Below are 23,892 nucleotides of genomic sequence, written 5' to 3' on the forward strand. Positions count from 1 at the left end.
ACAGACAGCCAAATTCCAACAGAACCGATTCCCTTAGCGGGAATCGGTTTCTTTTGCGGTCATACGCATATGGATAAGAAGGAAGATTCTGCAGCCCGGAGCTTCTTTTTTTGGGGAAGGGGTGATGCCTATGATTGATAACGCTTTCTTATGAGTGCCAAGGATCAATTAAACTAAAAATGAGGTGTTTTATGAAAAATAAGGTGTCTGCGATGAAGTTCTTAGGAAAGCGAATGATGGCAGTCACGGTGATGATGGCGCTGATACTGTCTGCTGCCTCTGCTGCTATCAGTCAGGTTAAGGTATTCGCTTTCTTGGCGGGCAGTGTGATTACGGAATTGAGTACGGATTTGCCCCGGTACAATCCCGGCCAGACGGTGACGATAACGGCTAAGCTAACCAATGATACGGGAGGATCGCTGAGCAATGCGACGGTTACGTTGTATTACAAGCATCTGGAGCAGGAAGTCGGCATGGAAGCCCAGACCTTCTCGCTTGGCAGCGGCGCAACGGGTACTCTGACCTTTTCCTGGCAGCCGCCTAGCACGGATTATCAGGGTTATCTGATCGAAGCGTGGGTCAGGGACTCGTCCGGCAATATACTCGACAACCTGAATACGGCGGCTGATGTGTCTTCCTCCTGGACCAAGTTCCCCCGTTACGGTTATCTGTCCGTCTTTAATTCCCAAAGCTCCGCCGCTTCTTCGGATACGATCCAAAAGCTGGCCAAATATCATATTAACGCGCTGCAATATTACGATTGGCACTGGGAGCATCATGTTCCGCTCTCGGGGACGGTTTCAAATCCGAGCACGACCTGGAACGATGTGGCTAACCGGACGATCTACAAGCAAACGCTGACCGATTACATTAGCTTCGCACACAGCAGCAATATGTCGGCTATGGCTTACAATCTGCTGTACGGCGCTTTTGACGGTTATGATACGGACGGATCGGGGGTGCAGCCATCATGGGGGATCTACACCGATACGAATCATACCACGCAATGGGGCTTCCCGCTGCCGGGCGGTTGGGCCACTTCTAAAATCCATTTCATGAACCCCGCCAATACGAGCTGGCAAAATTACATCATCAGCAGACAAAAGGATGTCTTTAATGCCTTCGCCTTCGACGGCTGGCATGTGGATCAGGTCGGGGAATTTCCGGATACAAGCAAGTACGATTATAATGGGAATCCGATTAATCAGTCCTCCGGTTTTGCCTCTCTGCTTAACAACGCCAAGTCGCAGATGCCGAACAAGACGATTATCTTCAACAACGTGAATACCTACGGCTACGCCGATACGGCGAATGCGAATGTGGATCTGATGTATACGGAACTGTGGGACGACAGAGATCTGTCCAATATCAAGGATGTTCTGGATACGCAGACCTCGCTCAGCGGAAAAGCCTCCGTATTTCCGTTATATATGAACTATAATTACCAGGAACAATTTCAGGATTTGAATCCCGGTCATTTCAATACGCCCGCCGTGCTGCTGGCCGATGCCGGAATATTCGCCATGGGCGCGCAGCATCTTGAGCTTGGCGACAACCTTAATATGCTCGATCACGAATATTTCCCGAACAAGCACCTGATCATGTACGATGAATTGAAGAAAAAACTGCTGGCGCAATACGATTTTGCCGTCGCTTACGAGAATCTGCTGCGTGATGGTCTGGCGAATACCAATAACCGGGTGGAGCTGCCCGGCATTGCTTCCAGTACCCGCTCCGATGCCAACAAGGTATGGACCTTCACCAAGGCGGGCAAGGGATACGAAGTCATCCAGATGATCAATCAGCTTGGAATTACCGATACCGCTGTCCGGGACAAAGATGCGACCAAACCCGCACCGTCTCCCCAAACCGACATTACGGTTAAATATTATTATACGAACGGTCCGGTAGGACAGGTGAATTATGCTTCGCCGGACTATGACAACGGGAAAACCCATCAGCTTCCATTCACCGCCGGTTCCGACGGATACGGCAATTATGTTCAGTTTACTGTGCCGACCCTGCAATATTGGGACATGATTTATATTACCCCAAAGCCGAATCTGCTGCTTAATGGAGGCTTTGAGAGCGGAGATCTGACCGGGTGGACCGAGTGGCATCCAAGCGGTCAAGCGGCAGCGTACGGAATTGACGGCAGTGATGTTCATGAAGGCGGCAAGAAGCTCTTTTTCTGGAATGTAAACGCTTACCAACAGAGCGTCCATCAGATTAAAACCGGACTAAGCAATGGAAGCTATACGGTTACGGCCTGGGTAAAAGCGACAGCGTACGGCTCACAGCCTTCCTCCGCCCGGCTCGAAGTTAACGGCGCCTACACCAACTTTACGGTGGACGGAATCTGGCGCCAGTATACAGCTGACGTGACGGTGAGCGGAGGGCAGGTCGATGTGGGCTTCTATGTGAACTCTCCGGGATCGACGTCCATACAAATCGATGACGTGAAACTGGTTAAAAACTAATCGAAGCAGCGCAAAACCCTCCCTTTATTTTTGGTAACGGGAGGGTTTTCTTTACGCAAGCGTCCTTACCGTCTGTCTTTCTACAATGGAGTGGGCGACTATTTGTCCTGTGGCCGTTTGGCCGGTTTCAATCATTTGAATCAGAATTTCCGAAGCCATTTGGCCCATTTCAACCAGCGGCTGCCGGACCGTTGTCAAAGGGGGAACCACCATGCTGGACAGCTGCAGCCCGTCAAATCCGATGACGGAAATATCGTCCGGAACCTTGATTCCATGCTTGTAAGCGGCAGACAGCACTCCGATCGCCATTTCATCGCTGGCCGCAAAGACGGCGGTAAGATCGGGAACGGTGCGAAGCAAATTCTCAAATTCCCTGCACCCGCTCTCAAACCGGAAGTCGCCGTACACGAGATACCGTTCGTCGAAAGGAATCCCATGCTTCTGAAGCGCTCTCAAGTATCCTTGCACGCGCGGGGTGCCAGTCAAGACATCCTCCTTGCCGCCGCTGATCATGGCGATTTTGCGATGTCCCTTGGCTACGAGGTAATCCACTGCGTCGAATGCGGCCTGAGAATCATCGATTCGGACGTAGGGAATGGCGGGATCATTGCTCTGCGAAGAGATAAGCACAACCGGTATTTTCATATTACCGATAACTGCGCGGTATTCGTCCCTTAACTCGCTGCTGGAAAAAATAATGCCGTCCACCTGCTTCTCCCTGAGCAGCTGCAAATACTTCATCGTCCGCTTCCCGTCACCATCCGTGTTGCATACCACGATACTGTAGTTGCGGCCATGCGCGAAATCTTCAGCCCCCTGCAAAATTTCGGAGGAGAAGGAGCTGGAAACATTCGGGAATAGAACGCCGATCGTCTGCGTCCGCTTATTGATTAGACCGCGTGCGATCGCATTCGGCTGATAACCGATTTCTTTGATGACCTCGTTAACCCGTTGTCTGGTCTTGTCGGTGTATCCTCCCAAATTGTTCAGCACCCGGGAGACTGTGGCGATGGAGACATTAGCCATTTTTGCGACATCTTTAATCGTGGGATTCATTCAGGTTCCTCCAAAAATGCGGCTGAAATTAGCCTGTTAAGCGATTTTCTCACTATGCTGTTACGGTCTGGGTCAGCCCTATTAGGCTGCGATATTCATAACGAAAATCAACGTAAACGCTTTACTGAAACTATAAGGCCGGTGTTGGGCCCTGTCAACGGATGGAGTGAAAATTCAGGATGAACGTCTCCAGCTTTTCGTGAGTTCGTGAATTTCGGGCAAATATACTTGTGTCCCACCAAAAAGAATAAAATCTCCGTTAACCACTAATGTCAATTTTTCATTCGATTTTAACTGTACATTTATGCGGGTTGGGCCACCTTTTGGATAATAAGCATCATGATAACCGTCCATTTCCACATGGAAATACCCCCGTTTCTTAATTTTAGGAGTATTGTGCCCGCTATCACTCCCATTAGTTCATCCTTTTCGTTCACCCGGAAAAAATAAAAAGTGGAAACGATTCAAAATTTCTATTGAAACGTTTCCAAACTCATGTTATGATAGCGCTATCAAAGAAGTTAAGGCGGAGGAAGTCATATGGCCAGTATCAAAGATGTAGCCAATTTAGCAGGAGTCGCAGTGGGCACGGTTTCCAGAGTCATCAATAATGCCGGAGCGGTTAAACCGGCAACGCGTGCCAAGGTCAAGGCGGCGATCGAACAATTGAACTACGTGCCGGATGAGGTGGCCCGCAACTTCAAAATGCAGAAATCGAAGATGATTGCACTTCTCTTGCCGAGCATCTGGCATCCGTTCTTTTCCGAGCTTGCCTATTATATTGAAGATGAGCTCGACCGGGAGGGCTACAAGCTGATGCTCTGCAACAGCGGCGGCAAGCCCGAGAAGGAATTGTATTACTTTGATATGCTGAAGCAGAACAAGGTTGCGGGGGTTGTCGGAATCACCTATAACGATATTGAGAACAGCGTAAGCACCGACATTCCGATGATCAGCATCGATCGGCATTTCAACAAGAAGATCACCTGCGTGACCTCGGACAATTTCGAGGGAGGTCGGATCGCGCTCAGAGAACTGGTGAAGGCCGGCGTGAAGAAACCCGCGTTCCTCGGCAATGTGCCTTTTGTATACAGTGAGACCATGCTTCGGAAGGAAGGATTCGTACACGAAGCCAAAATCCTGGGCGTGCCCTATGAAGTGTACGAGGAACCCGATCCGCTCCGGGATGAGGATAAGTACTACAGCACGTTTCTGAACCGTTATCAGGACATCGACGGTGTATTCGCCATCACGGATATGGCTGCAGCCAAATATATCGAGAAAGCCAAGCAAGCCGGTATTCGCGTTCCGGAAGATGTGAAGGTCATCGGTTATGACGGCATACAGGATCATCCTTATTTCCATCCGCTGCTCTCCACGATTCGCCAGCCGGTGGAGGAAATGGCCAGAACGGCCGTAAGGCTGCTGCTGAAGAAAGCGGAAGGAGAAACGCTGGACCGTGAAGTCTACCAGATCCCTGTAACGTATCGGGCGGGAGAGACAACCTGATTTTTTTAGAACTAATTGGAAACGTTTCAAAAGAATAAGGGGGGAACGGATCAATGGAACCTAAATCGAAAATATCAATGGAGGCCTCAAACGGAAGTCCGATGTCCGCGCCGATGCGGGCGCTTCCGAATCTGCCGGGACGGCGTGCCGCCAAAAGATGGGAGTCGCACATGAGAAAGCTGAAATCTGCCCGGAAAAATTGGGAGCTGTACTTGCTGCTTGTTCTGCCTGTCGCGTACTTTATTATCTTCAGGTACATCCCGATGTACGGCGTACAGATCGCTTTCAAGGATTTTACGCCGCGCGCCGGAATCTGGGGCAGCCCCTGGGTAGGGTTTCAGTATTTCAAGGAATTTTTTGAATCCTATAACTTCTGGACGATTATCAAGAATACGGTTCTGCTTAGCCTCCTGAACCTGCTGATCTCCTTCCCCATTCCCGTAATCATCGCGATTCTGCTGAATCAGTTGGCAAGGGAGAAGCTGAAGAAATTCGTCCAAACCGTCATTTACGCGCCTTATTTCATCTCTACCGTGGTGCTTGCCGGTATGATTCTCGTGTTCCTTTCGCCCAACAGCGGTCTGATCAATCATATCATCGGAGCATTCGGCGGAGAGCCGGTGCTGTTCATGTCCGAAGCCGGATGGTTTCGCCCGATTTATATCATGAGTACGGTTTGGCAGGAGACGGGGTTCGCCACCATTATCTATCTGGCCGCGCTGGCCGGCATCGACCCGCATCTGCATGAAGCCGCCGTCGTGGACGGAGCGAACAAATGGCAAAGAATCCGTCATATCGATTTGACCGGCATTCTTCCCACCATTACCGTACTGTTTATTCTGGCGGTCGGCAACCTGATGAACGTTGGTTTTGAAAAGGCTTTCTTGCTGCAAACCGACCTCAATATCGACGCGTCGGAGATTATTTCGACCTATGTGTACAAAATCGGCATCCAGCGCGCACAGTACAGCTTCTCTGCAGCAATCGGTCTGTTTAACGCGGCCATCAACCTGGTGCTTCTGCTCATCGTCAATCGGACGGCCAAAAAAATAAGCGGAAACGGATTATTCTAGAAAGGGGGAATGGAACATGTTTCGAACGAAAAGCAAGCTCAAAAGCGACATTGCCTTCGATGTGTTCAACTTTATCGTGCTTGGCGGATTTACGCTGATGATTTTGTATCCGCTTTACTTTATCGTAATCGCTTCTATCAGTGATCCGAACCAAATCTACGCGGGCAATGTATGGCTGTGGCCCAAGGCGATTACCTTCGACGGCTATCAGCGGATTTTCAGCGACAGTACGATTTGGACCGGTTACCGAAACTCCTTGTTTTACGCCGCTCTCACGGCAGTCATTAGTTCCGTGCTTACTGTTATGGCGGCCTATCCGCTGTCACGTAAAGACCTCTACGGCCGGAGCGCCTTCATGATGATTTTTGCGGTCACGCTCTTTTTTAACGGAGGAATTATCCCGACTTATCTGCTGGTTAAAGATCTTCACATGATCAACACGATTTGGGCGATTGTGCTCCCCGGAGCGGTGGACGCGTTCGCTATCATTATCGCAAGGACGTTCTTCCAGAGCTTGCCCGATGAGCTCCGGGAGGCGGCATCCATCGACGGCTGCACCAATCTGCGGTATATCTGGAGCGTTGTCGTGCCGCTGTCAAAACCGATCATCGCCGTGCTAGTGCTGCTCGCCGTGGTCCGGCAGTGGAACGGATTCTTCGACGCTCTGATCTATGTGAACGATTCCCATCTGTATCCGCTGCAGCTGATCCTGAGAAACATCCTGATCCAGAACCAGCCATCCGGGGATATGCTGGCGGATATTACGACACTGGTAGCCCAGCAAAAGGTGACCGAGCTGATAAAATTCGGCGTGATTATTGTGGCGGCTCTCCCTTTGCTTATGCTCTATCCTTTGCTCCAACGCTATTTCGTCAAGGGGGTCATGATCGGTTCGGTCAAGGGATGAGCTTATGGCTTCGAAGCTGTTCCACCACGAGCTATAAGGGAGGTGAGGCCCGGAGAATATTCCGGTGGCAAGCGTCATTATAGGGCCAGTCATCATAAAAGGGAGGTTTGATTGTTAATGAATAGAAAAATGTCCATAGTTCTCAGTACGCTCCTGTGCGCTTCCGTCGTAATGACGGCCTGCAGCGGCAATAACGCTTCAAACAATGCTCCGGCGGCATCGAAGGCTCCGTCGGCTTCGAGTCCGGCGGGTGATGCAAGCGGCGACGCCGCAGGCTTCCCGCTTAAGGACAAATTGACGATTAAGGCGGTGGCGAAGCGTCCGGCGCTCGCGCCAAGCGATTTCAACGATTTTGAACTGGCCAAGAGACTGGAGTCAGATACCAATGTCCATGTGGACTGGACGACGATCGTCGATACGGACTACGACCAGAAGAAAAACCTGCTGCTGGCAAGCGGAGATTTGCCGGATATGTTCTTCGGAGCCGGCTTTACGGACACCGAGCTGCTGCATTACGGCCAGGACGGAACCATCATTCCACTTAACGATCTGATCGACAAGCATATGCCCAATCTGAAGGCCCTGTTTGACAAACGCCCGGACATTAAAGCGCTCGTTACGGCCCCGGACGGCAACATTTATTCCCTGCCTGTAGGCGAGGAGCTGGGAAGCGGGCAGGAGGACATCGGCGCGAATCCGGACTTCCTCTACATCAACTCGGATTGGCTGAAAAATCTCGGACTTGAGATGCCAAAGACTTTGGAAGAATACCACAACGTTTTGAAAGCGTTTAAAGATAAAGACCCGAACAAGAACGGCAAGAAAGACGAAATTCCGCTCTCCTTCATCAACGCTTATTGGACCGGGGATATCGGCTATCTGTTCGGCGCGTTCGGAGAACCCGACAAAACATATCAGCCGGGCAACAACACCTTCTCCGAGCATCTGAACGTTAAGGACGGCAAAGTATACTATGCCGCTATGCAGCCGGGATACAAAGAGGCGGTAAAATATTTCCACACCTGGTTTGAAGAAGGTCTGGTCGATATCGAATCCTTCACGCATAACGATGCCCAGTACCTGGCCAAAGGCAAGACGGAAGATGAATCGCTCGGCTCGTTCCTGTGGTGGGACCATACCGACGTAGTGGGCGGGGAGCGGGATGACCATTACCCGATCGTGCCTCCGTTTAAAGACATGGTGGTGAAATGGAATAACGGTTCAGCGATTGGCAGAGGCGGCACGGTAATTACGGAAGCGAACAAGAATCCGGAAATTACCGCCGAGTGGCTCGACAGACTGTACGATCCGGTCACAGCCGCGGAAGTTCACTGGGGACCGATCGGCACATGGTTTGAGAAAGACGCGAACGGACTGCTCGTTCAGAAGAAAGATATCGAGAACCCGGGCGAATTCCGGCGGACAGTCGCTTTGGGTGGAGCAGGCGTCATTACAGGTGAAGATTTTGAGAAGGTAGTCGCTCCGGAACCGCGCGCGAAGCAGCGGATGGACGACATCAAGAATATTTTCGTTCCACAGATGGAAAAAGAGCACTTCCCGCTTATTTTCTTCACGGATCAGGAGCTGCAGACCATTGACCGCCTGAAACCGGAAATCCAGACCTACACGAACAAAATGCGCGCCCAATTTCTGATGGACGGCGGCGTCGATGAAGGCTGGGATAAATACGTCTCCGATCTGAAGAAAATGGGTATCGAGGATCTGATGAAGGTGTATCAGGACGGCTACGACCGTTACTTGCAAGCTCAGAAATAACAGCTGCTTGAGAAATCCGCATTCTTATGGGGCAAGCCGGAACGTCAGAACGCTCTGGCTTGTCCCTTCTTAAAAACGCGGAAAGAATGGAGAGAACAAGGTGAAGAAGCCGATCGCATACTGGACTTTTGACGAAGGCCAGGGAAATCAAGCCGCGGAATCGGTATCCGGCCAAGCCGATACTGTACAATTCGCACTCGGCAAAGGGCGTTTCCAGGCTCCGAGGGACCCGGTCTGGGCTGAAGGAATTAAGGGAAAAGCATTGTCTTTTGACGGCTATTCCACGTTCATCCGCCGCTTGGCCGGGCAGACCGCGCAGCCGGTGGAGAATCTCACGATAACAGCTTGGCTTGCCCCAAGGACGTATGATTACGGAGCGGAGAACCGGCTTTCGGCCATTGTGAACCAGCATAACCGGGAGAAGAAGGAAGGCTATATTCTGGGCCTGTTCAGGTACGGAGCCTTGTCGCTCCAGGCGGGAGTGGACGGCGAGTGGCTGGAGACCTGGTCTTCCGAGCCGGTCCCTCTGCACAGGTGGTCTTTTGTGAGCGCCGTCTTCGCAGGGAGCGAAGGGCGGATATCGATTTATCTCAACGGACGCAAAACAGCGGAGACCCTTCTCGATCAACCTTTGAAAATCACGCCCAGCAGCGCCGACCTGCTCATCGGGCGCAATAATAACGGCGTCATTCTGGCGGAGTCCTTCATTATGAACCACTACGATGGCTGGATGGACGAGCTGGCCATTTATGATTCGGCGCTGACGGAAGATGAGATCCGCCGGCAGTATGAGCAGGATCTTCAGCCGTATGAAGGCGTGATCCCGTCCATCCAACGGGAGGCTATGGAAATCCCGCGTTCGTATTTTGCCGCTGATCGGCACCGGCCGCAGTTTCATATGAACCCGCCGGGACATTGGATGAATGAGCCCCACGCGCCGCTTTATTTCGGCGGCCAATATCATCTGTTCTACCAGCAGAACCCCAATGGCCCGTTCTATCACCATATTCACTGGGGGCACGCGGTCAGCCCTGACCTTGTTCACTGGCGGGATTTACCGACCGCGCTCAGTCCGGAAGCCGGACTTGACCCGGACGGCATCTGGTCGGGCAGCGCCGCCTACGACCCGGATGGCATGCCGGTGCTGTTCTACACCATCGGGAACAATGGAGAGACCCCGAATCAGTCCATCGGTATTGCGCAAAGCGCCTATCCTGCCGATGGGGATAACGATTTGAAAACCTGGCTCAAGCATCCTTCCCCGATTGTCAGACAGGAGCGGGGAGCCGGATTGTTCGGGGAATTCCGCGATCCCTTTGTCTGGAGTGAAGAAGGAATCTATTATATGCTTGTCGGAACGGGCGCGGGCGGAGAAGAAGAGGGAGGGACGGCTCTCGTCTACGTCTCCTCCGACATGCTCAACTGGGAGTGCCGCGGGCCTTTATATATCAGCGATTACGCCAAATACCCGTATCTCGGCAAGGCCTGGGAGCTTCCCGTTCTGCTTCCGCTTCCGCTGGAAGGGAAAGAAGCGGCAAGTTCGGGCAAGCATGTCCTGCTCATCAGTCCTTGGGGAGAAGGCGCCAAGGTAGAGGTCAACTACTGGGTCGGAGTGTGGGACCGCGAAACATGCCGATTTACACCGGATGATGAAGAACCGGGATTGATTGACGTCGGCGATTTTCATTTCACGGGACCAAGCGGGATGGTTGATCCCCGGACCGGACGCTCGCTCGTCTTTACGATTGCCCAAGGCGAACGGACGCCGGAAATCGACTATGATTGCGGCTGGGCGCACGGTGCGGGCATGCCGGTATCGCTGTTTCTGCGGGCCGACGGGCGGCTTGGCGTAGAGCCGGTGGAAGAAACCGAGCGGCTTCGGGGCAGACGGCTGTTATCCGCGGCCGGAAGCAGTCTGGAAGAGATTAACCGGCAATTGGCCGATGTCAGCGGAGACCTGCTGGAAATCATACTGAGCTTTCATTCCTGCCGGGCGGAGCAGTTCGGTATTTCCCTTCGCCGATCGCCGGACGGTGCGGAGGAGACAGTGATCCGGTTCAATCGCCCGGAGCAGCGGCTTGAGGTTGACCGGACCAAGACGACGCTCGATGAAAGAGAACGGACACGGGGAATACAGGGAGGACTGCTTCCGATTGGAGAGGAAGACCTGCATCTGCATATTTTTGTGGACCGGTCGCTGATCGAATGCTATGCAGGCGGGCTGAAGAGTCTGACCACCCGGGCTTATCCGTCGAGGCTGGATGCGCTTGGCCTGCTGCTATGGGCAGACGGACCGGTGGAGCACGTCGATATGGAAGTCTGGGAGATGACTCCGGCGTATTCCTGGTAAAGAGAAAAGGAGATGAAGATGTGCTTACAAAATCATACTGTGAAACGTTTCGCCCGCAATTTCATTATTCGCCGGCGGCGAACTGGCTGAACGATCCCAACGGCATGGTTTGGTACGAGGGAGAATATCACCTGTTCTATCAATACCATCCTCACAGCTCGGTGTGGGGTCCAATGCACTGGGGGCATGCGGTAAGTAAGGATCTAGTCTTCTGGGAAGAGCTTCCCATCGCGCTGAAGCCAGACCACAACGGCGCGATCTTCTCGGGCAGCGCGGTAGTGGACCGGCACGATACGACGGACTTTTTTGGCGGGGGTTCCGGTCTCGTAGCCATATTCACCCATCACGATACGAACCCGGTAAGTGGGGGCCCGCGCCAGAGACAGAGCCTTGCATACAGTACCGACAAGGGACGAACCTGGATGATGTATGAGGGCAACCCGGTGCTCGAGGACGAGCGGCACATCGATTACCGCGATCCCAAGGTGTTCTGGGACAATGAACGGCAGCAATGGGTGATGGTGCTTGCCGCCGGACAACGCGTGTTGTTCTATCACTCTCCCGACCTCATTCATTGGTCTTTCGGCAGCGAATTTGGCACTTCGGAAGGCTCGCACGACGGCGTGTGGGAATGCCCCGATCTGTTCAAGCTTCCGGTCATGGGGCGCGGCGGCGAGTCCAAATGGGTGCTTATCGTGAGCATCGGCCCGAATGACGCGCTGGCGGAAGGCTCGCGGACTCAGTATTTTGTCGGAGAGTTCGACGGTGTGAACTTCATCAGCGACAATCCGCCGGATACGGTGCTGTGGCTCGATCACGGGAGAGACAACTATGCCGGGGTGAGCTGGTCGGACGTTCCCGCTGAGGATGGGCGGAGGCTGTTCATCGGCTGGATGAACAACTGGAAATACGCCAATCTGCTGCCGACGGAAGGATGGAGAGGTGCGATGACACTGCCGAGGGAGCTGGAACTCGTGGTCTGCGAAGACGGCATCCGGCTGCGCCAGCAGCCGGTCAGTGAGCTGGAGACGCTCCGGACCCTGAAGTTTCAGCTCGAGGATTTGGCGATTCAAGCCGGGGACGGCAATCTTTTGCAGAGTATTCAAGGTAATACGCTGGAAATTGAGGCAGAAATCAAGCTGGCGGACTCCTCGTCGTTCGGGTTTAGGATTCATGGTTCCCAGGGCCAGGGAACGGTAATCGGCTATGACGCCGGCCGCAGCTATCTGTTCATCGACCGCAGAAATGCCGGCATCACGGACTTCCATCCCGAATTCTCCTGCGAACACGGGGCGGATCTGAAGCCCTCCGGCGGCATCGTCAAGCTCCATATTTTTGCCGACCGTTCCTCTGTCGAAGTGTTCGCAAATGACGGGCTTGCCGTCCTGACGGATCAGGTATTTCCGGACCCGGCCCATCAGGAGCTGGAGCTGTTCGTTCAGGAAGGAAGCATTGAAATCATCGCTTTACGCATATACGGCTTGAAGTCGATTTGGTAATTCCTCGGCCTAAAGGGCCTGAGCCATCCGTTAAAGACGGTAAATCAAAAGGAGCCTTTTCCACTGTAAACAATGGAATAAGGCTCCTTTCCAATTCACTAAGGGCAATCACACTTATTTGTCCAGCCCCGCCGCAGCAAGCAGATCTTTCAGCTCGCCGCGATTAAATCCCTTGACCGCCCGGCCGCCCGCTACGGTAACCGGGATGCCCATGAAGCCGAGGCTCTCCACTTCCTGCTGGTAAGTCTCGCTGGTCATGATATCTCTGACCTCGAACAGGACGCCCTCACTCTGAAGCATTTGTTTCACCCGGCTGCAGTCGCCGCAGCCCTCGGTGGAATAGACGATGACCTGAGCACTCATTGGCTTACAGCTTCTTTGATGCTCGACTGCGTGATTTTCCAGTGGGACGTGTTCCAGCGCACTTCGCCGTCCTCAAGCAGGAAGATTTGCGGAGACTCATGCTTGATGCCGAAATCTTCGGCGATTTTGTTGGAAACCGGACGGTCCTCGATCACGAGCACGACAGCGGCGTCGGTATCATTATCTTTTACATAGGACTGGAACTCCTCGAATGCTTTTGCGCTGATCGGGCAGGTGGTGCTGTGCTTGAACAACAGCTTCTTTCCGGGCTTGGCAATATACTGCTCCAAATCCCCGGCAGAGTGCAGATGCTGAATGGACATGAGATCACCTTCCTTAATATAGTTGCTAATGAACTGTAATTGTAACTTTGATTGTAACAATGATTCAAAATTAAAGCAATCCGTATAACAGCCTAGCGGAGCGTCTTATAATAAAATACCGTCTCATGCAGCTCCCCGTTCGCCGAACGCGCATAATCCGGAATTCGGCCGGCTTCCGTGAAGCCGAGCGATTGGTACAGCAGGTTGGAAGGGTCGCCTCCCCGGGTATCCAGCACCAGCAGGGTTCTCCCGTCTGACGCCGCACTGGCTTCAGCCGTTTCCATTAGCTTGCGGGCGATGCCCTGGCGGCGGTGCTTCGGATCAACCATGAGCTTGGCGATTTCCGCGCGGTGAAGCCCGTTTGGCTTCATGGCCAGATGGAGCTGAACGCTTCCGGCAATCTCCCCATGGGCCTTGGCGACCCACAGCAGAACGCCCTCGCCGGGAACCCCGCCCCAATAGTCCGTCGCTTCCTCTACGGAGAGCGGCGGCAAAAAACCGACGGATGCTCCGTCATCCACGACCCGAACGAGCAGATCGCCCAGCTGTCCTTCCAGCTCCTTGTCAATTCCGTTGAGTTGTTCAATGTGAACTCCAGTTGTCATACGTGCTTGTCTCCTCTCCGTCGGTCCATGCTATTAAAAATATCAGCATTCGCTATCCATTATACCGGAGAGAGGGACGGCTTACCTCATCCAAACCCAAAATAGGGACTGCCTTGGCCCTTGCAGCCAAAAGGACAGTCCCTGCTTTACGTTAACCGGACCTTATTCAGGCCGGCACGGTTTTATTGTTGGAAGCTGCGGCCGGGCATCGACGAGAACTGAGCCGGAGTGTGCAGGGAGCCGGTGCCAATCGAAGCAGATCCGCTAAACGAAGATCCGATCGGCTGAGATCCGATGGAAGAGGAACCGATCGAAGATCCAATCGAGGAACCGATCGAAGATCCGATAGGGGAAGTTCCCAGCTGCGAACCAAAGGATTGGCCGGATGGAATGGCCGGGTTTTGGAACATTGGCTGGCTGTAGGAAGAGCCGAATGCGCTCGGTTGGAACGATTGCTGCTCAACCTGACGGAAGATTTGCGAGACTTGCTGCAGCTGTTGAACAGCTGTTTGATGGCCTTGCAGAACCGTCTGAATCGTTTGAACCGCTCTACGCTCACGGTTTGCCAGTTCTTCGAGCTGTCTTGCGTTTTGTTCTTCTTGCTGCAGAAGCTGCTGATACACTTGGCTGGATTGTTGTGTTTCGTTGATCAGTTGCTGAATAAGCCGCTCACCTTGGTTGATTTGGCCTGAAATGTTGGTGTTCAAAGTTGTTTCCTCCTAGTGGAATGAATTGAAAATCGAAGTTTATTATGCTTAAGCTTTAATTGAATTATTCATGCTCAGGCGGATTTGATTTTCGAATTCCATCCGTTTCGGATGCGGCGAAGCGGCGCCGGAAGCTGTTTTTCCAATTGGCTTCTATATTTTCGGCGGCAGCGGCCCAATTCTCTTCTTTTAGTGCGGTGATGATTGCTTTATGTTCCTCCACCGATTGCTCCGCTCCCGAAAAGCCATTGAAATATGCAACCTCATAACGCCGGAGCTTGTTCTTCAGCCCGTAAAGCACGCCGATAAGCTCTTCGTTGGCCGACAAATCGATGATGACCTGATGAAACCGGGCGTCGCATTGCTGGGCGTCCAGCGCATTTTCCTGCTCAAGAGCCCGCTCCAGTTCTTCATTGATTGTCTCGAGCTGCCGGATATGCTCCGGCTTAATATGGGCCTCAGCAAAAGAAACGGCAAGCTTCTCAAGTGTCCAAATCACCGGATACAGACGATGCGCCTGATGAACATCAACGGGAGCCACCTGTGTCCAGCTGTTGGCCTTGGTCTGCACCATTCCTTCTTCTTCCAATCGCAGCAAAGCTTCGCGGATAGGGGTGCGACTTGTTCCCATCGCCTCCGCCAATTGCTGATCCTTCAGCTTGTCGCCCGGCTTTAATTCTCCACTGATAATCCATTCCTGTATCTGAAGATACACCTGTTCACGTATCGATGTGCGTTTGACTTTGGTTGTAGATTTTGGCAGCAAAAATGGAGCCTCCTTCATACTTGTGTATGTAATATATCATGTGCAATTTATAACGATCAAATCAAGCTTCCTTTAGCAGGAGAAATCCAATTGACAGCAAAATAAACGAAATGTATATGTGATATATTACTTGGGTTATGGAAGAAAGGAGCCTTCAGGATGAACACAGCTGATTTTCGGTATACAGCCAACGATCGGGCCCGTGAGGAAAATGCCGGTAAAACGCCGGTGCGGTTCATTGACCGTGAGCTGGCAGCCAAAGTGAGAAATTTTCACCGAAGTTTTGCCGAATACGAGCCGACGCCCCTGCACAGCCTGAACGCTTTATCGCGCAAGCTAAATTTGGGCGGCATCTGGATCAAGGACGAATCGTACCGGTTCGGACTGAATGCTTTTAAAGTGCTGGGCGGCTCCTATGCTGTCGGCAAGTATTTGGCGGAGCGGCTGAAGCTGGATATTTCGGAGCTTGATTTCGGCAAGCTGCAATCCGGGGAGATCAAAGAGCGATTGGGAGAGCTTACGTTTGTTACGGCAACCGACGGAAACCACGGCAGAGGGATCGCCTGGGCAGCTAACCGGCTTAGGCAGAAATCGGTCGTGTTCATGCCCAAGGGCTCTTCGGAGGCAAGACTGCACAACATCAGAAAGGAAGGGGCGGAAGCCTCCATTACCGAGCTGAATTATGATGACACGGTAAAAATGGCCGCACGGTTCGCCGCCGATCATCACGGAGTTCTGGTCCAGGACAGCGCGTGGGAGGGCTATGAGGAGATTCCAATCTGGATTATGCAGGGCTACTGCACGCTCATTCATGAGGCAATAGAGCAGTTGAGAGGAGAAGGCCAGGGCTGTCCGACTCACGTATTTCTTCAGGCGGGCGTCGGCTCCTTCGCGGCAAGCGTTCTGGGCTATCTCGTGGCGGAATTCGGGGAGGAACGTCCGGTAACGATCATCGTGGAGCCGAATGAAGCGGCGTGCATCTATAAATCCGCGGTGAAAAATGACGGGAATCCCCATGCCGTGACCGGAGACCTTCGGACGATTATGGCGGGACTCGCCTGCGGGGAGCCCAGCACAGTTGCCTGGGAGATTTTGCGGGATTACGCGGATATGTATATTTCCTGTCCGGATGCGGTGTCGGCCAAAGCTATGCGAATGCTCGGCAATCCTTTGCCCGGCGACCCCCGGGTCGTATCTGGCGAATCCGGCGCCGTGGGATTGGGCGTTCTGAGCCTGATTCGGGAGGAGCCTTCTTTACGGGAAGTGGCCCAGCGGCTGCAATTAAACGAGGAATCGAGAGTGCTCATCATCAGCACAGAAGGCGATACGGACCCGGAGGGGTACAGGGATATCGTATGGGGCGGCTAAGTGAAAGGAGGAAATGAATGATGACATTCAGCAGTTTGAACTTATCTATTCATGGAAGCAGGTTGCTTAGACATATTCAGCAGCTTGGGAAAATCGGTCGTGATCCGGGCGGTCAGTTGACGAGGCTGGCGGCTTCGGACAACGACAAGTGCGGCCGTGACGCGCTGATCGCATGGATTAAGGAGGCCGGCTTGGAGGCGGCGGTTGACCGGATAGGCAACATTTTCGGCATCTGGCGTGCTCCAAGCCAAGAGCATCAAGCACCGGTCCTGATTGGCTCGCATATTGATACCGTCATCAATGCAGGCGTGTACGATGGCTGTTATGGCGTGCTTGCCGGCCTTGAGGTCATTCGGACGCTGCGGGAGGCCGGATTCACCCCATCCCGTCCTATAGCAGTCGCGGCATTCACGAACGAGGAAGGCGTGCGCTATGCCCCCGATATGATGGGTTCGCTTGTATATGCGGGCGGGCTGCAGGCCACGGAGGCATTGGCCTCCGTGGGAACGGACGGAAGCGTACTTGGTGAGGAACTGGCTCGTATCGGCTATGCAGGTACCGAGGAACCGGGCTTCATGAAGCCCCATGCTTATGTGGAGCTTCACATTGAACAAGGACCTGTGCTGGAAAGTATGGACATTCCAATCGGTGCGGTCGAGAATCTCCAGGGGATTTCGTGGCAGCGGGTCACCATTGAGGGTGTCGCCAACCATGCGGGTACGACTCCGATGCCGATGCGCAAAGATGCGGGACATGCGGCAGCCCGTGTCATTACATTTTTACGCGACCGTGCGATCCATTCGCAGACGCCTGCCGTAGCGACAGTCGGCTGCATCCGCTTTGAGCCTGATGCGATCAATGTCATCCCTTCAAGGGCCACTTTTACTGTTGACCTGCGCAATCCGGACGAGCAGAGTTTACAGGCGGAAGAGGCGGCGCTTGACGAATACCTCACTGAACTTGCCAATGCCGAAGGGGTGACCATTACCACAGAGCGTATGGCCCGCTTTGAGCCTGTCATTTTCGACGCTGCTATTGTTGGGCTGGTGGAAGCCGCCGCCAGGCAGCGCGGTCTGACCTCCAAGCGGATGACGTCCGGTGCAGGTCATGACGCCCAGATGATGGCCCGCATATGTCCGGCAGCGATAATCTTTGTTCCAAGCATCGACGGTATCAGTCATAACCCGAACGAGCATACCCCGGAACCTGATCTGGTTGCAGGAGCCAACGTGCTGCTTGATGTTATAGCCGATCTTGCCCGGTAAGGCACGAAATTCCGGACAGGGACTGTTCATTTCTACATTTTGCGAAAGAAGGGGAAGCGTTTGGATCATTCAAGCTTCGAACAACAGCTGAGGAAGTGGAGACATGATCTCCACAGGATTCCCGAAACGGCTTTTGAAGAAAAAGAGACTTCCGAATATATCGTTCGGGCGTTAACTGAGATGGGACTTGAGGTACATACCGGCATTGGCGGTACGGGGGTCGTTGCCAGTCTCAAGTGCGGAACCGGCGCGGGGATTATCGGAATCCGGGCGGATATGGACGCGCTTAACTTTACAGAGGTGGGGGACCGTCCCTATGCATCCCGAAATAAAGGGAAAATGCATGCCTGCGGTCATGACGGACATATGGCCGCCCTGCTGGGCGCGGCGAAATTGTTGACTGACAGCAAAAATTTCAACGGAACCGTCCGGTTTGTCTTTCAACCGGCGGAGGAGCCGGGCAAAGGCGCGCTTGCGATGATCGGTGACGGGCTGCTGGAGCGGTTTCCGATGGATGAAATTTACGGGATGCATAATATGCCCGGCATGCCTGAAGGGACGATTGCGACCCGCGCAGGCGGTATTATGGCCTGTGAGGATAACTTTGTCATCCGGATCAAAGGGCAAGGTGCCCATGCCGCCCGGCCGCATATGAGCATTGATCCCTTGGTGATCGCCGCCGAGATAATACTTGGGCTGCAGACGATTGTGTCCCGTAATTTGGACCCGAGTATTCCGGCGGTAATCTCCTGTACGGAGATTCATACCGACGGCATTCGGAATGCGATTCCGACCCATGTGGAGATCAAGGGGGACACCCGCAGCTACGCGCCCGAGGTGCAAAAAATGCTGGAGGAAAGAATGCGGGCCATAGCTGAGGGGATATGCGGCATGCATGGCGCGGAATGCCAATTTGAATACACCCATGAATTTGCGCCGACGGTGAACTGGGAAGAGTGCGTGGATATCGCCGTAAAGGCAGCTTTGAATGTGGCGGGGGAAACCAAGGTCAATGCCAATGTGCAGCAGGTGATGGTTTCAGAGGATTTTTCCGCATTTTTGCAAGATATCCCGGGCTGCTTCGTTTTCATTGGAAATGGTGATGCTTCGGACGGTAAGGGCCATATCCCGCTTCATAACCCGGCTTATGATTTTAATGACAATATTTTGAAGGTTGGCGCTGAATATTTCGCAGAATTAATAAGAATCCGGCTGCCCTTGTAACCTTAATATGGTAAAGTGGAAGAAGCGGTCACGGCCGCTGTAGACGAGACGAGTGAGATGAGAAAGGAAGAGACGAGATGAGCTTAGAAGAGAACCGATTGGATTTAAGCCGCATTATTTTTATCGGAAGAACCTATGAGGAGTATATGGCAATGTTCGGCCTGACCGAAGGAGAGCTTCAAGGGCGGACCATTCTGGATTGTCCGGGCGGCGCATGCGCGTTTACGGCCCGGGCGAATGCGCTCGGAGCACAAGCGGTGTCGGCTGACATTGCCTATGGATATCCGGCCGGAAGCCTTGAAGAGAAAGGGCGGGAGGACATCGGGCACGCGATGGACCAAATGGAGAAGGCGCGGGCAGGCTTCAAATGGGATTATTTCTCCTCCGTGAAGGAGCTCCGGGAGCACCGGGAACGCGCGCTGCAGGAATGCATCGCCGACATGAAGCATCACTCTGACCGCTATGTTGAGGCGGTATTGCCGGTGCTGCCATTTGAGAATGAGAGGTTCGATCTGACGCTGTCCGCGCATTTCCTGTTCATGTACGGCGACCGGCTTGATTACGATTTTCACCTGAAGTCGCTGCGTGAGCTGCTGCGTGTGACCCGGAAGGAGCTACGCATTTATCCGCTGGTGGATCTCTCGGGCAAACGGTACGGACAAATAGATGAATTGCTGGCAGAGATCGCCGGTGACGGCTGCACGGCCGAGGAAGTACAGGTCCCCTACGAATTTCAAAAGGGTACAGGCCGCATGCTGAGAATTGTAAAGGGCTGAAGCGCATAGACAACAGGCAATCCGGTCTCCGGTGAGGAGGCCGGATTTTTTTGCAGAAAGCAGATGATTTTCTGCAACTATTTTCCTGCAAGAGACGTTTAAATCATAAAGGAGTTACAGAAATTTGCAGTTAACGCTGGAGGGGAGCATTGATGTATTTTAAAAGGGGAGAGATTTCTAGAGGAACCGTCGTGCGCAGAGCATTCGGCCTAATGCTGGTGTTTGTTCTGCTGCTGACCGGACTGTTCGCGGGAGAGGCGGGGGCGGCGGGTACCCAATTGATTGTCGTGAACAAAAAAATCAACAAGCTGGCTTTTTTTGACGGCGGTAAGCTGGTTAGGGAATTCCCGGTCGCGACCGGCAGAGAGAAGAGCCTGACGCCCGAAGGCAGCTTCAAGCTTGTCAGCAAAATCAAAAACCGGCCTTATTACAAAGAGCATATTCCCGGCGGTGACCCCGCCAATCCGCTCGGCGACCGCTGGCTTGGGCTGGATGTGAACGGTACGAGAGGAACGACCTACGCGATTCACGGAAACAACAGAGAGTCTTCCATTGGCAAGTATGTAAGCGCCGGATGCATTCGGATGCATAATGCCGATATCCACTGGCTGTTTCCGCTGGTCCAGAGAAACACGACGGTGGTCATTACGTCCACAACGCTCGGTATGGAAAGCATTGCCCGGAAATACGGCTATATTCTAGGGACGAATACATTTGCCGGGACAATAGCTGTGAACGGTGTAGCGACGAAGCTGAGCCAGCCCTTCATCCTGGAGAATTCCCGCGTGTACGTGCCGCTCCGGGAGACCGCAACCGTGCTCGGCGCCAAGCTGGGGCTGGACGCCGAAGGAGCGCTGACGATCACGAAAGGCACCCGTACGGCGTCGCATAAGCCGCTGACCGACTATGCGATCGTAGGCGGGACGAAGGCAGCCATGCTTGCGTCGCGCAATGAGAACGGGACGCTGATGATCCCGCTGAGCAGCGTACCGCTGCTGTTCGGCGTTCAGATCCAGTGGACCGGATCGAGCGGCACCGTTACGATTTTATAGGTACGCGAAGAAGCTAATCCCTTAATGGGGGTTAGCTTTTTTTGATCTGAAATTTTAGGAAGACGTAACATTGGCAGCAGCTATCGAAGCTTGTCCTGTGTTACGCTATTTCCGTATATTGTAAATCCTGTTGGCTAAAGGAGCGTTTTATGGACGAAAAGAAAGCGGGTTTTTGGATTAGACTGGGCGCCCAATTGCTGGACGGTCTCTGTTTCGGGCTCCCGGCGGCGATTATTTACTATTTTCTCACGGGCGGAAGCACAGGGGACACAGAAGGAAGACTCGCAAGAGATATTCTGACCACTCTCTATATGGTGCTGGTACCGGTATTCTGGAACGGCCATACCATCGGCAAAAGAATATGCGGAATCCGTATCCGAAAGCTGGATGGGAGTTCCCCCGGCATCGGATCGATGCTGCTGCGTAACGGGCTGTGCTGGCTGCTGTACAGCTTTACTTACGGAATAGCTGTTTTAATCAGCATTGTGATGGTGATTGTGAGGAAGGACCGGAGGGCGATTCACGATTTCGCTTCCGGAACGGAAGTCGTCCACGACGATACTTGGGCCTGATGATCAGGCCTGAATCGTCTTTTGCAGCGAATGCTTCAAGCGTTCCACGAACCGCTCCCGGATGTCCGGCGTAAGCTCCAGCAGGGAGAGATAGGGATTCAAGTCTTCCAGTTCGACCAGCAGAAGCTCTCCTTGTTTCGTCCGGCATGCGTCCACCCGCTGAATTCCAAAGTCCAGACGATTCCACTCGATGAACCGATTGGCAAACTGCAAATCCTCCAGGTTCGGAACATACTCCGACAAGATCCATCGTTTGGTTTTGTCCGGCGCATACAGCGCGTACTGAAACTCATGATCGATAAAATAAAACGAAACCTCATATTCGAAATCGATGAACGGTTGAACCAGCATGCTCCGCTCTTCCCAGACATTTAGCCTGGAGGGCAGATCGTTCGAGGAGACCCTCTCCAGACCGATTGAATCGGCTCCATCCTTCGGCTTGCACATATAGCTTGGGACCTTTGGCAATGCGTCTATCCGCTCCATGTGATCTACGGTCGGTATGACGGGGTAGCCCGCTTTGGTTAGCTCGAGCAGATATTCCTTTCCGTTCATATCCGCCTTGCCGTTAAACGAATTATACGTCCGGTAGCCATTCTTGGCCGCTCTTTGGCGAAACGACCAATACTCATCCTTAAAATTGGCGACAGGTCCCGCGTTTCGGAGAACGATGAGATCATATTTTTTCTCAAAAGCTTGAATGTCCTTCGGATGGCAAATCGTTAGCGCAAACGATTCCCGGAGCCGGGATGTGAGAAACAAATCCTCCGCATAGTACGTGCGCCCTTTGGCTTCGTAATACAAATCCGTGACAAATAACAGGGTGTTCATCTCTAGTTCAATCCTTCCAAGGGATAGTCGGGTCTTCCGCCATTTTCACCCAAGTATAATGGTTGTTCCAAGCAGAGGCAGCTATTTTTTGTGGGATGGTACAATTCCGGTACGGATGGGAACGGTGTAAAATGAAATGGAGCAAACAATCCACAATCGAAAGTTCCAGTACCACACGCGGAAAGGAAAGGATACAGATGGAGCAGAAAACGTATAGTCTTGTCATCGTCGGGTTCGGGGGAATGGGCAGCTATCATGTGCAGTTAATTGAGCCGTGCGAGCATCTTTCGGTAACCGGCGTTTATGATTTGGTCGATTACCGGATGGAGCTGGCTGCGGCCAAGGGCTTTAAGGCTTATGACAGTCTGGAAGCGGTCTTATCTGATGAAACCGTTAATGTCGTGCTGATTGCGACCCCTAACGATGTTCATAAGTCTATCGCCATTCAGGCGCTGAAATCAGGAAAGCATGTAATCTGTGAAAAACCGGTGACTATAACCAGCGCCGATCTGCTTGATATACTCGCTGTGGCCGAGGAAGAGAATCGTATCTTCATGGTGCACCAGAACCGCCGTTGGGATGAAGATTTTCTCATTATTCAAGATATCATTCAGAAGAAAAAAATCGGCGAGACGTTCCATCTCGAATCCCGCGTTCAGGGGGCCAACGGCATTCCCGGCGACTGGCGCCAGCTCCAGGCTTACGGCGGCGGCATGCTGCTGGATTGGGGCGTCCATCTGCTGGACCAGCTCCTGCTGCTCACCGGCAGCAAAATCGACAGCGTGAGCGCGGAATTAAGCACCATTCTCGGCACCGAGGTGGATGACGGATTCACAAGCAATATCCGCTTCAAAGACGGCCTGACCGCTGTGATCGAGGTTGGAACGACCAACTTCATCAAGCTGCCGCGCTGGTATGTCAAGGGCACGGAAGGAACCGCCATTATCCGCGACTGGGATCTCAGCGGGGAGATTGTGGTCAATAATCCGGACGTTGTCAAGGTCGAGCCGAAGCCGATTCAGGCCGGTCAAGGGCTCACGAAGACAATGGCGCCGCCTTCGGAGGAATCGACTTTGCGCCTGCCGATCGGGAAGCCCGAGAGCACGAAGCAGAGCTTCTACGATAACTTTGTCTCGGTGATCGAAGGCAAGAGCGAGCCGCTGGTCAAGAACGACGAGGTCCACCGAGTGCTGCGGTTGATCGAGACGATTTTTGAAGCGGCGGAGAAGCAGGTCATTCTTAAAGGGCTGGAGCTGTAAGTTAGAGTGTCTAAGCTCGTCGCCCTTGCCAGCCGGGAGCGAGCCGGTTTATAATAGGAATCATTCAAATTCGGACAATTGACGGAGGATCTCCCCTGAGATGAAGAACTAATACGTTTCCCAAGCAGACC

21 protein-coding genes are annotated in these 23,892 nt (G+C 53.0%); 14 read left to right on the forward strand and 7 right to left on the reverse strand.

The window, feature by feature from the left end:
* Window positions 1–191: 191 nt before the first annotated feature.
* Window positions 192–2,480: a glycoside hydrolase family 66 protein gene (locus PSAB_RS05435; RefSeq protein ID WP_025333564.1), complete on the forward strand. Its 2,289-nt coding sequence runs from the start codon at window positions 192–194 to the stop codon at window positions 2,478–2,480.
* Between the two features lie 51 nt (window positions 2,481–2,531).
* On the opposite strand, the gene PSAB_RS05440 is transcribed toward PSAB_RS05435, so the two are convergent.
* Window positions 2,532–3,536: a LacI family DNA-binding transcriptional regulator gene (locus tag PSAB_RS05440; RefSeq protein WP_025333565.1), complete on the reverse strand. Its 1,005-nt coding sequence runs from the start codon at window positions 3,534–3,536 to the stop codon at window positions 2,532–2,534.
* A 540-nt stretch (window positions 3,537–4,076) separates the two neighbouring features.
* On the opposite strand from PSAB_RS05440, the gene PSAB_RS05445 reads away from it, so the two are divergent.
* The 6 genes from PSAB_RS05445 (at window position 4,077) to PSAB_RS05470 (ending at window position 12,650) form a co-directional block, all read left to right on the forward strand.
* Entirely contained in the window at window positions 4,077–5,045 is a 969-nt protein-coding gene (locus PSAB_RS05445) for a LacI family DNA-binding transcriptional regulator (protein WP_025333566.1), read from the forward strand.
* Between the two features lie 53 nt (window positions 5,046–5,098).
* A complete protein-coding gene (locus PSAB_RS05450; protein WP_025333567.1) occupies window positions 5,099–6,118 on the forward strand; it encodes an ABC transporter permease in 1,020 nt (339 codons plus the stop codon).
* A 16-nt stretch (window positions 6,119–6,134) separates the two neighbouring features.
* Window positions 6,135–7,025: a carbohydrate ABC transporter permease gene (locus PSAB_RS05455; protein ID WP_025333568.1), complete on the forward strand. Its 891-nt coding sequence runs from the start codon at window positions 6,135–6,137 to the stop codon at window positions 7,023–7,025.
* Between the two features lie 117 nt (window positions 7,026–7,142).
* Complete coding sequence (locus tag PSAB_RS05460; RefSeq protein WP_025333569.1) at window positions 7,143–8,801, forward strand: extracellular solute-binding protein; 1,659 nt, start codon at window positions 7,143–7,145, stop codon at window positions 8,799–8,801.
* Window positions 8,802–8,901: 100 nt separating this feature from the next.
* Entirely contained in the window at window positions 8,902–11,151 is a 2,250-nt protein-coding gene (locus PSAB_RS05465) for a GH32 C-terminal domain-containing protein (RefSeq protein WP_025333570.1), read from the forward strand.
* Between the two features lie 20 nt (window positions 11,152–11,171).
* Window positions 11,172–12,650, forward strand: coding sequence for a glycoside hydrolase family 32 protein (locus PSAB_RS05470; RefSeq protein WP_038595585.1), 1,479 nt, complete (start codon window positions 11,172–11,174; stop codon window positions 12,648–12,650).
* A 114-nt stretch (window positions 12,651–12,764) separates the two neighbouring features.
* Here the strand turns inward: PSAB_RS05470 and PSAB_RS05475 are convergent, their stop codons facing one another.
* From PSAB_RS05475 to PSAB_RS05495, 5 genes are all read right to left on the reverse strand, one after another.
* The gene (locus PSAB_RS05475; protein WP_025333571.1) at window positions 12,765–13,013 is read right to left on the reverse strand and encodes a glutaredoxin family protein; all 249 of its coding nucleotides are present in this window, start codon (window positions 13,011–13,013) and stop codon (window positions 12,765–12,767) included.
* On the reverse strand, window positions 13,010–13,336 hold the full coding sequence (gene ytxJ, locus PSAB_RS05480) for a bacillithiol system redox-active protein YtxJ (RefSeq protein WP_025333572.1): 327 nt from the start codon (window positions 13,334–13,336) through the stop codon (window positions 13,010–13,012). Before ytxJ ends, PSAB_RS05475 begins: the two co-directional genes overlap by 4 nt.
* A 92-nt stretch (window positions 13,337–13,428) precedes the next feature.
* Complete coding sequence (locus PSAB_RS05485) at window positions 13,429–13,941, reverse strand: GNAT family N-acetyltransferase (protein ID WP_025333573.1); 513 nt, start codon at window positions 13,939–13,941, stop codon at window positions 13,429–13,431.
* A gap of 182 nt (window positions 13,942–14,123) precedes the next feature.
* Window positions 14,124–14,648 (reverse strand): hypothetical protein, encoded by a 525-nt coding sequence (locus PSAB_RS26450; protein ID WP_025333574.1) that lies wholly within the window; start codon window positions 14,646–14,648, stop codon window positions 14,124–14,126.
* 64 nt (window positions 14,649–14,712) lie between these two features.
* Window positions 14,713–15,414, reverse strand: coding sequence for a GntR family transcriptional regulator (locus tag PSAB_RS05495; protein ID WP_051529725.1), 702 nt, complete (start codon window positions 15,412–15,414; stop codon window positions 14,713–14,715).
* 159 nt (window positions 15,415–15,573) lie between these two features.
* Between PSAB_RS05495 and dpaL the strand changes: the two genes are divergently transcribed.
* The 6 genes from dpaL to PSAB_RS05525 all read left to right on the forward strand — a co-directional run bounded on the left by dpaL (window position 15,574) and on the right by PSAB_RS05525 (window position 21,671).
* A complete protein-coding gene (dpaL, locus tag PSAB_RS05500) occupies window positions 15,574–16,782 on the forward strand; it encodes a diaminopropionate ammonia-lyase (RefSeq protein WP_038595587.1) in 1,209 nt (402 codons plus the stop codon).
* A gap of 17 nt (window positions 16,783–16,799) precedes the next feature.
* Window positions 16,800–18,047, forward strand: coding sequence for a Zn-dependent hydrolase (locus PSAB_RS05505; RefSeq protein WP_226991769.1), 1,248 nt, complete (start codon window positions 16,800–16,802; stop codon window positions 18,045–18,047).
* Between the two features lie 60 nt (window positions 18,048–18,107).
* Window positions 18,108–19,271 (forward strand): M20 aminoacylase family protein, encoded by a 1,164-nt coding sequence (locus tag PSAB_RS05510; protein WP_025333577.1) that lies wholly within the window; start codon window positions 18,108–18,110, stop codon window positions 19,269–19,271.
* A gap of 77 nt (window positions 19,272–19,348) precedes the next feature.
* Entirely contained in the window at window positions 19,349–20,047 is a 699-nt protein-coding gene (locus tag PSAB_RS05515) for a class I SAM-dependent methyltransferase (protein ID WP_025333578.1), read from the forward strand.
* A gap of 152 nt (window positions 20,048–20,199) precedes the next feature.
* Window positions 20,200–21,099: a L,D-transpeptidase family protein gene (locus PSAB_RS26425; RefSeq protein WP_051529726.1), complete on the forward strand. Its 900-nt coding sequence runs from the start codon at window positions 20,200–20,202 to the stop codon at window positions 21,097–21,099.
* A 149-nt stretch (window positions 21,100–21,248) separates the two neighbouring features.
* A complete protein-coding gene (locus PSAB_RS05525) occupies window positions 21,249–21,671 on the forward strand; it encodes an RDD family protein (protein ID WP_025333580.1) in 423 nt (140 codons plus the stop codon).
* Between the two features lie 3 nt (window positions 21,672–21,674).
* Here the strand turns inward: PSAB_RS05525 and PSAB_RS05530 are convergent, their stop codons facing one another.
* The gene (locus PSAB_RS05530; RefSeq protein WP_025333581.1) at window positions 21,675–22,502 is read right to left on the reverse strand and encodes an ATP-grasp domain-containing protein; all 828 of its coding nucleotides are present in this window, start codon (window positions 22,500–22,502) and stop codon (window positions 21,675–21,677) included.
* A gap of 197 nt (window positions 22,503–22,699) precedes the next feature.
* Here PSAB_RS05530 and PSAB_RS05535 point away from each other — a divergent pair, with 197 nt between their 5' ends.
* The gene (locus PSAB_RS05535; RefSeq protein ID WP_226991770.1) at window positions 22,700–23,761 is read left to right on the forward strand and encodes a Gfo/Idh/MocA family protein; all 1,062 of its coding nucleotides are present in this window, start codon (window positions 22,700–22,702) and stop codon (window positions 23,759–23,761) included.
* Window positions 23,762–23,892 lie beyond the last annotated feature (131 nt).

Source organism: Paenibacillus sabinae T27, from assembly GCF_000612505.1.
In the GTDB taxonomy this organism is placed as follows: Bacteria; Bacillota; Bacilli; order Paenibacillales; family Paenibacillaceae; genus Paenibacillus_AQ; species Paenibacillus_AQ sabinae.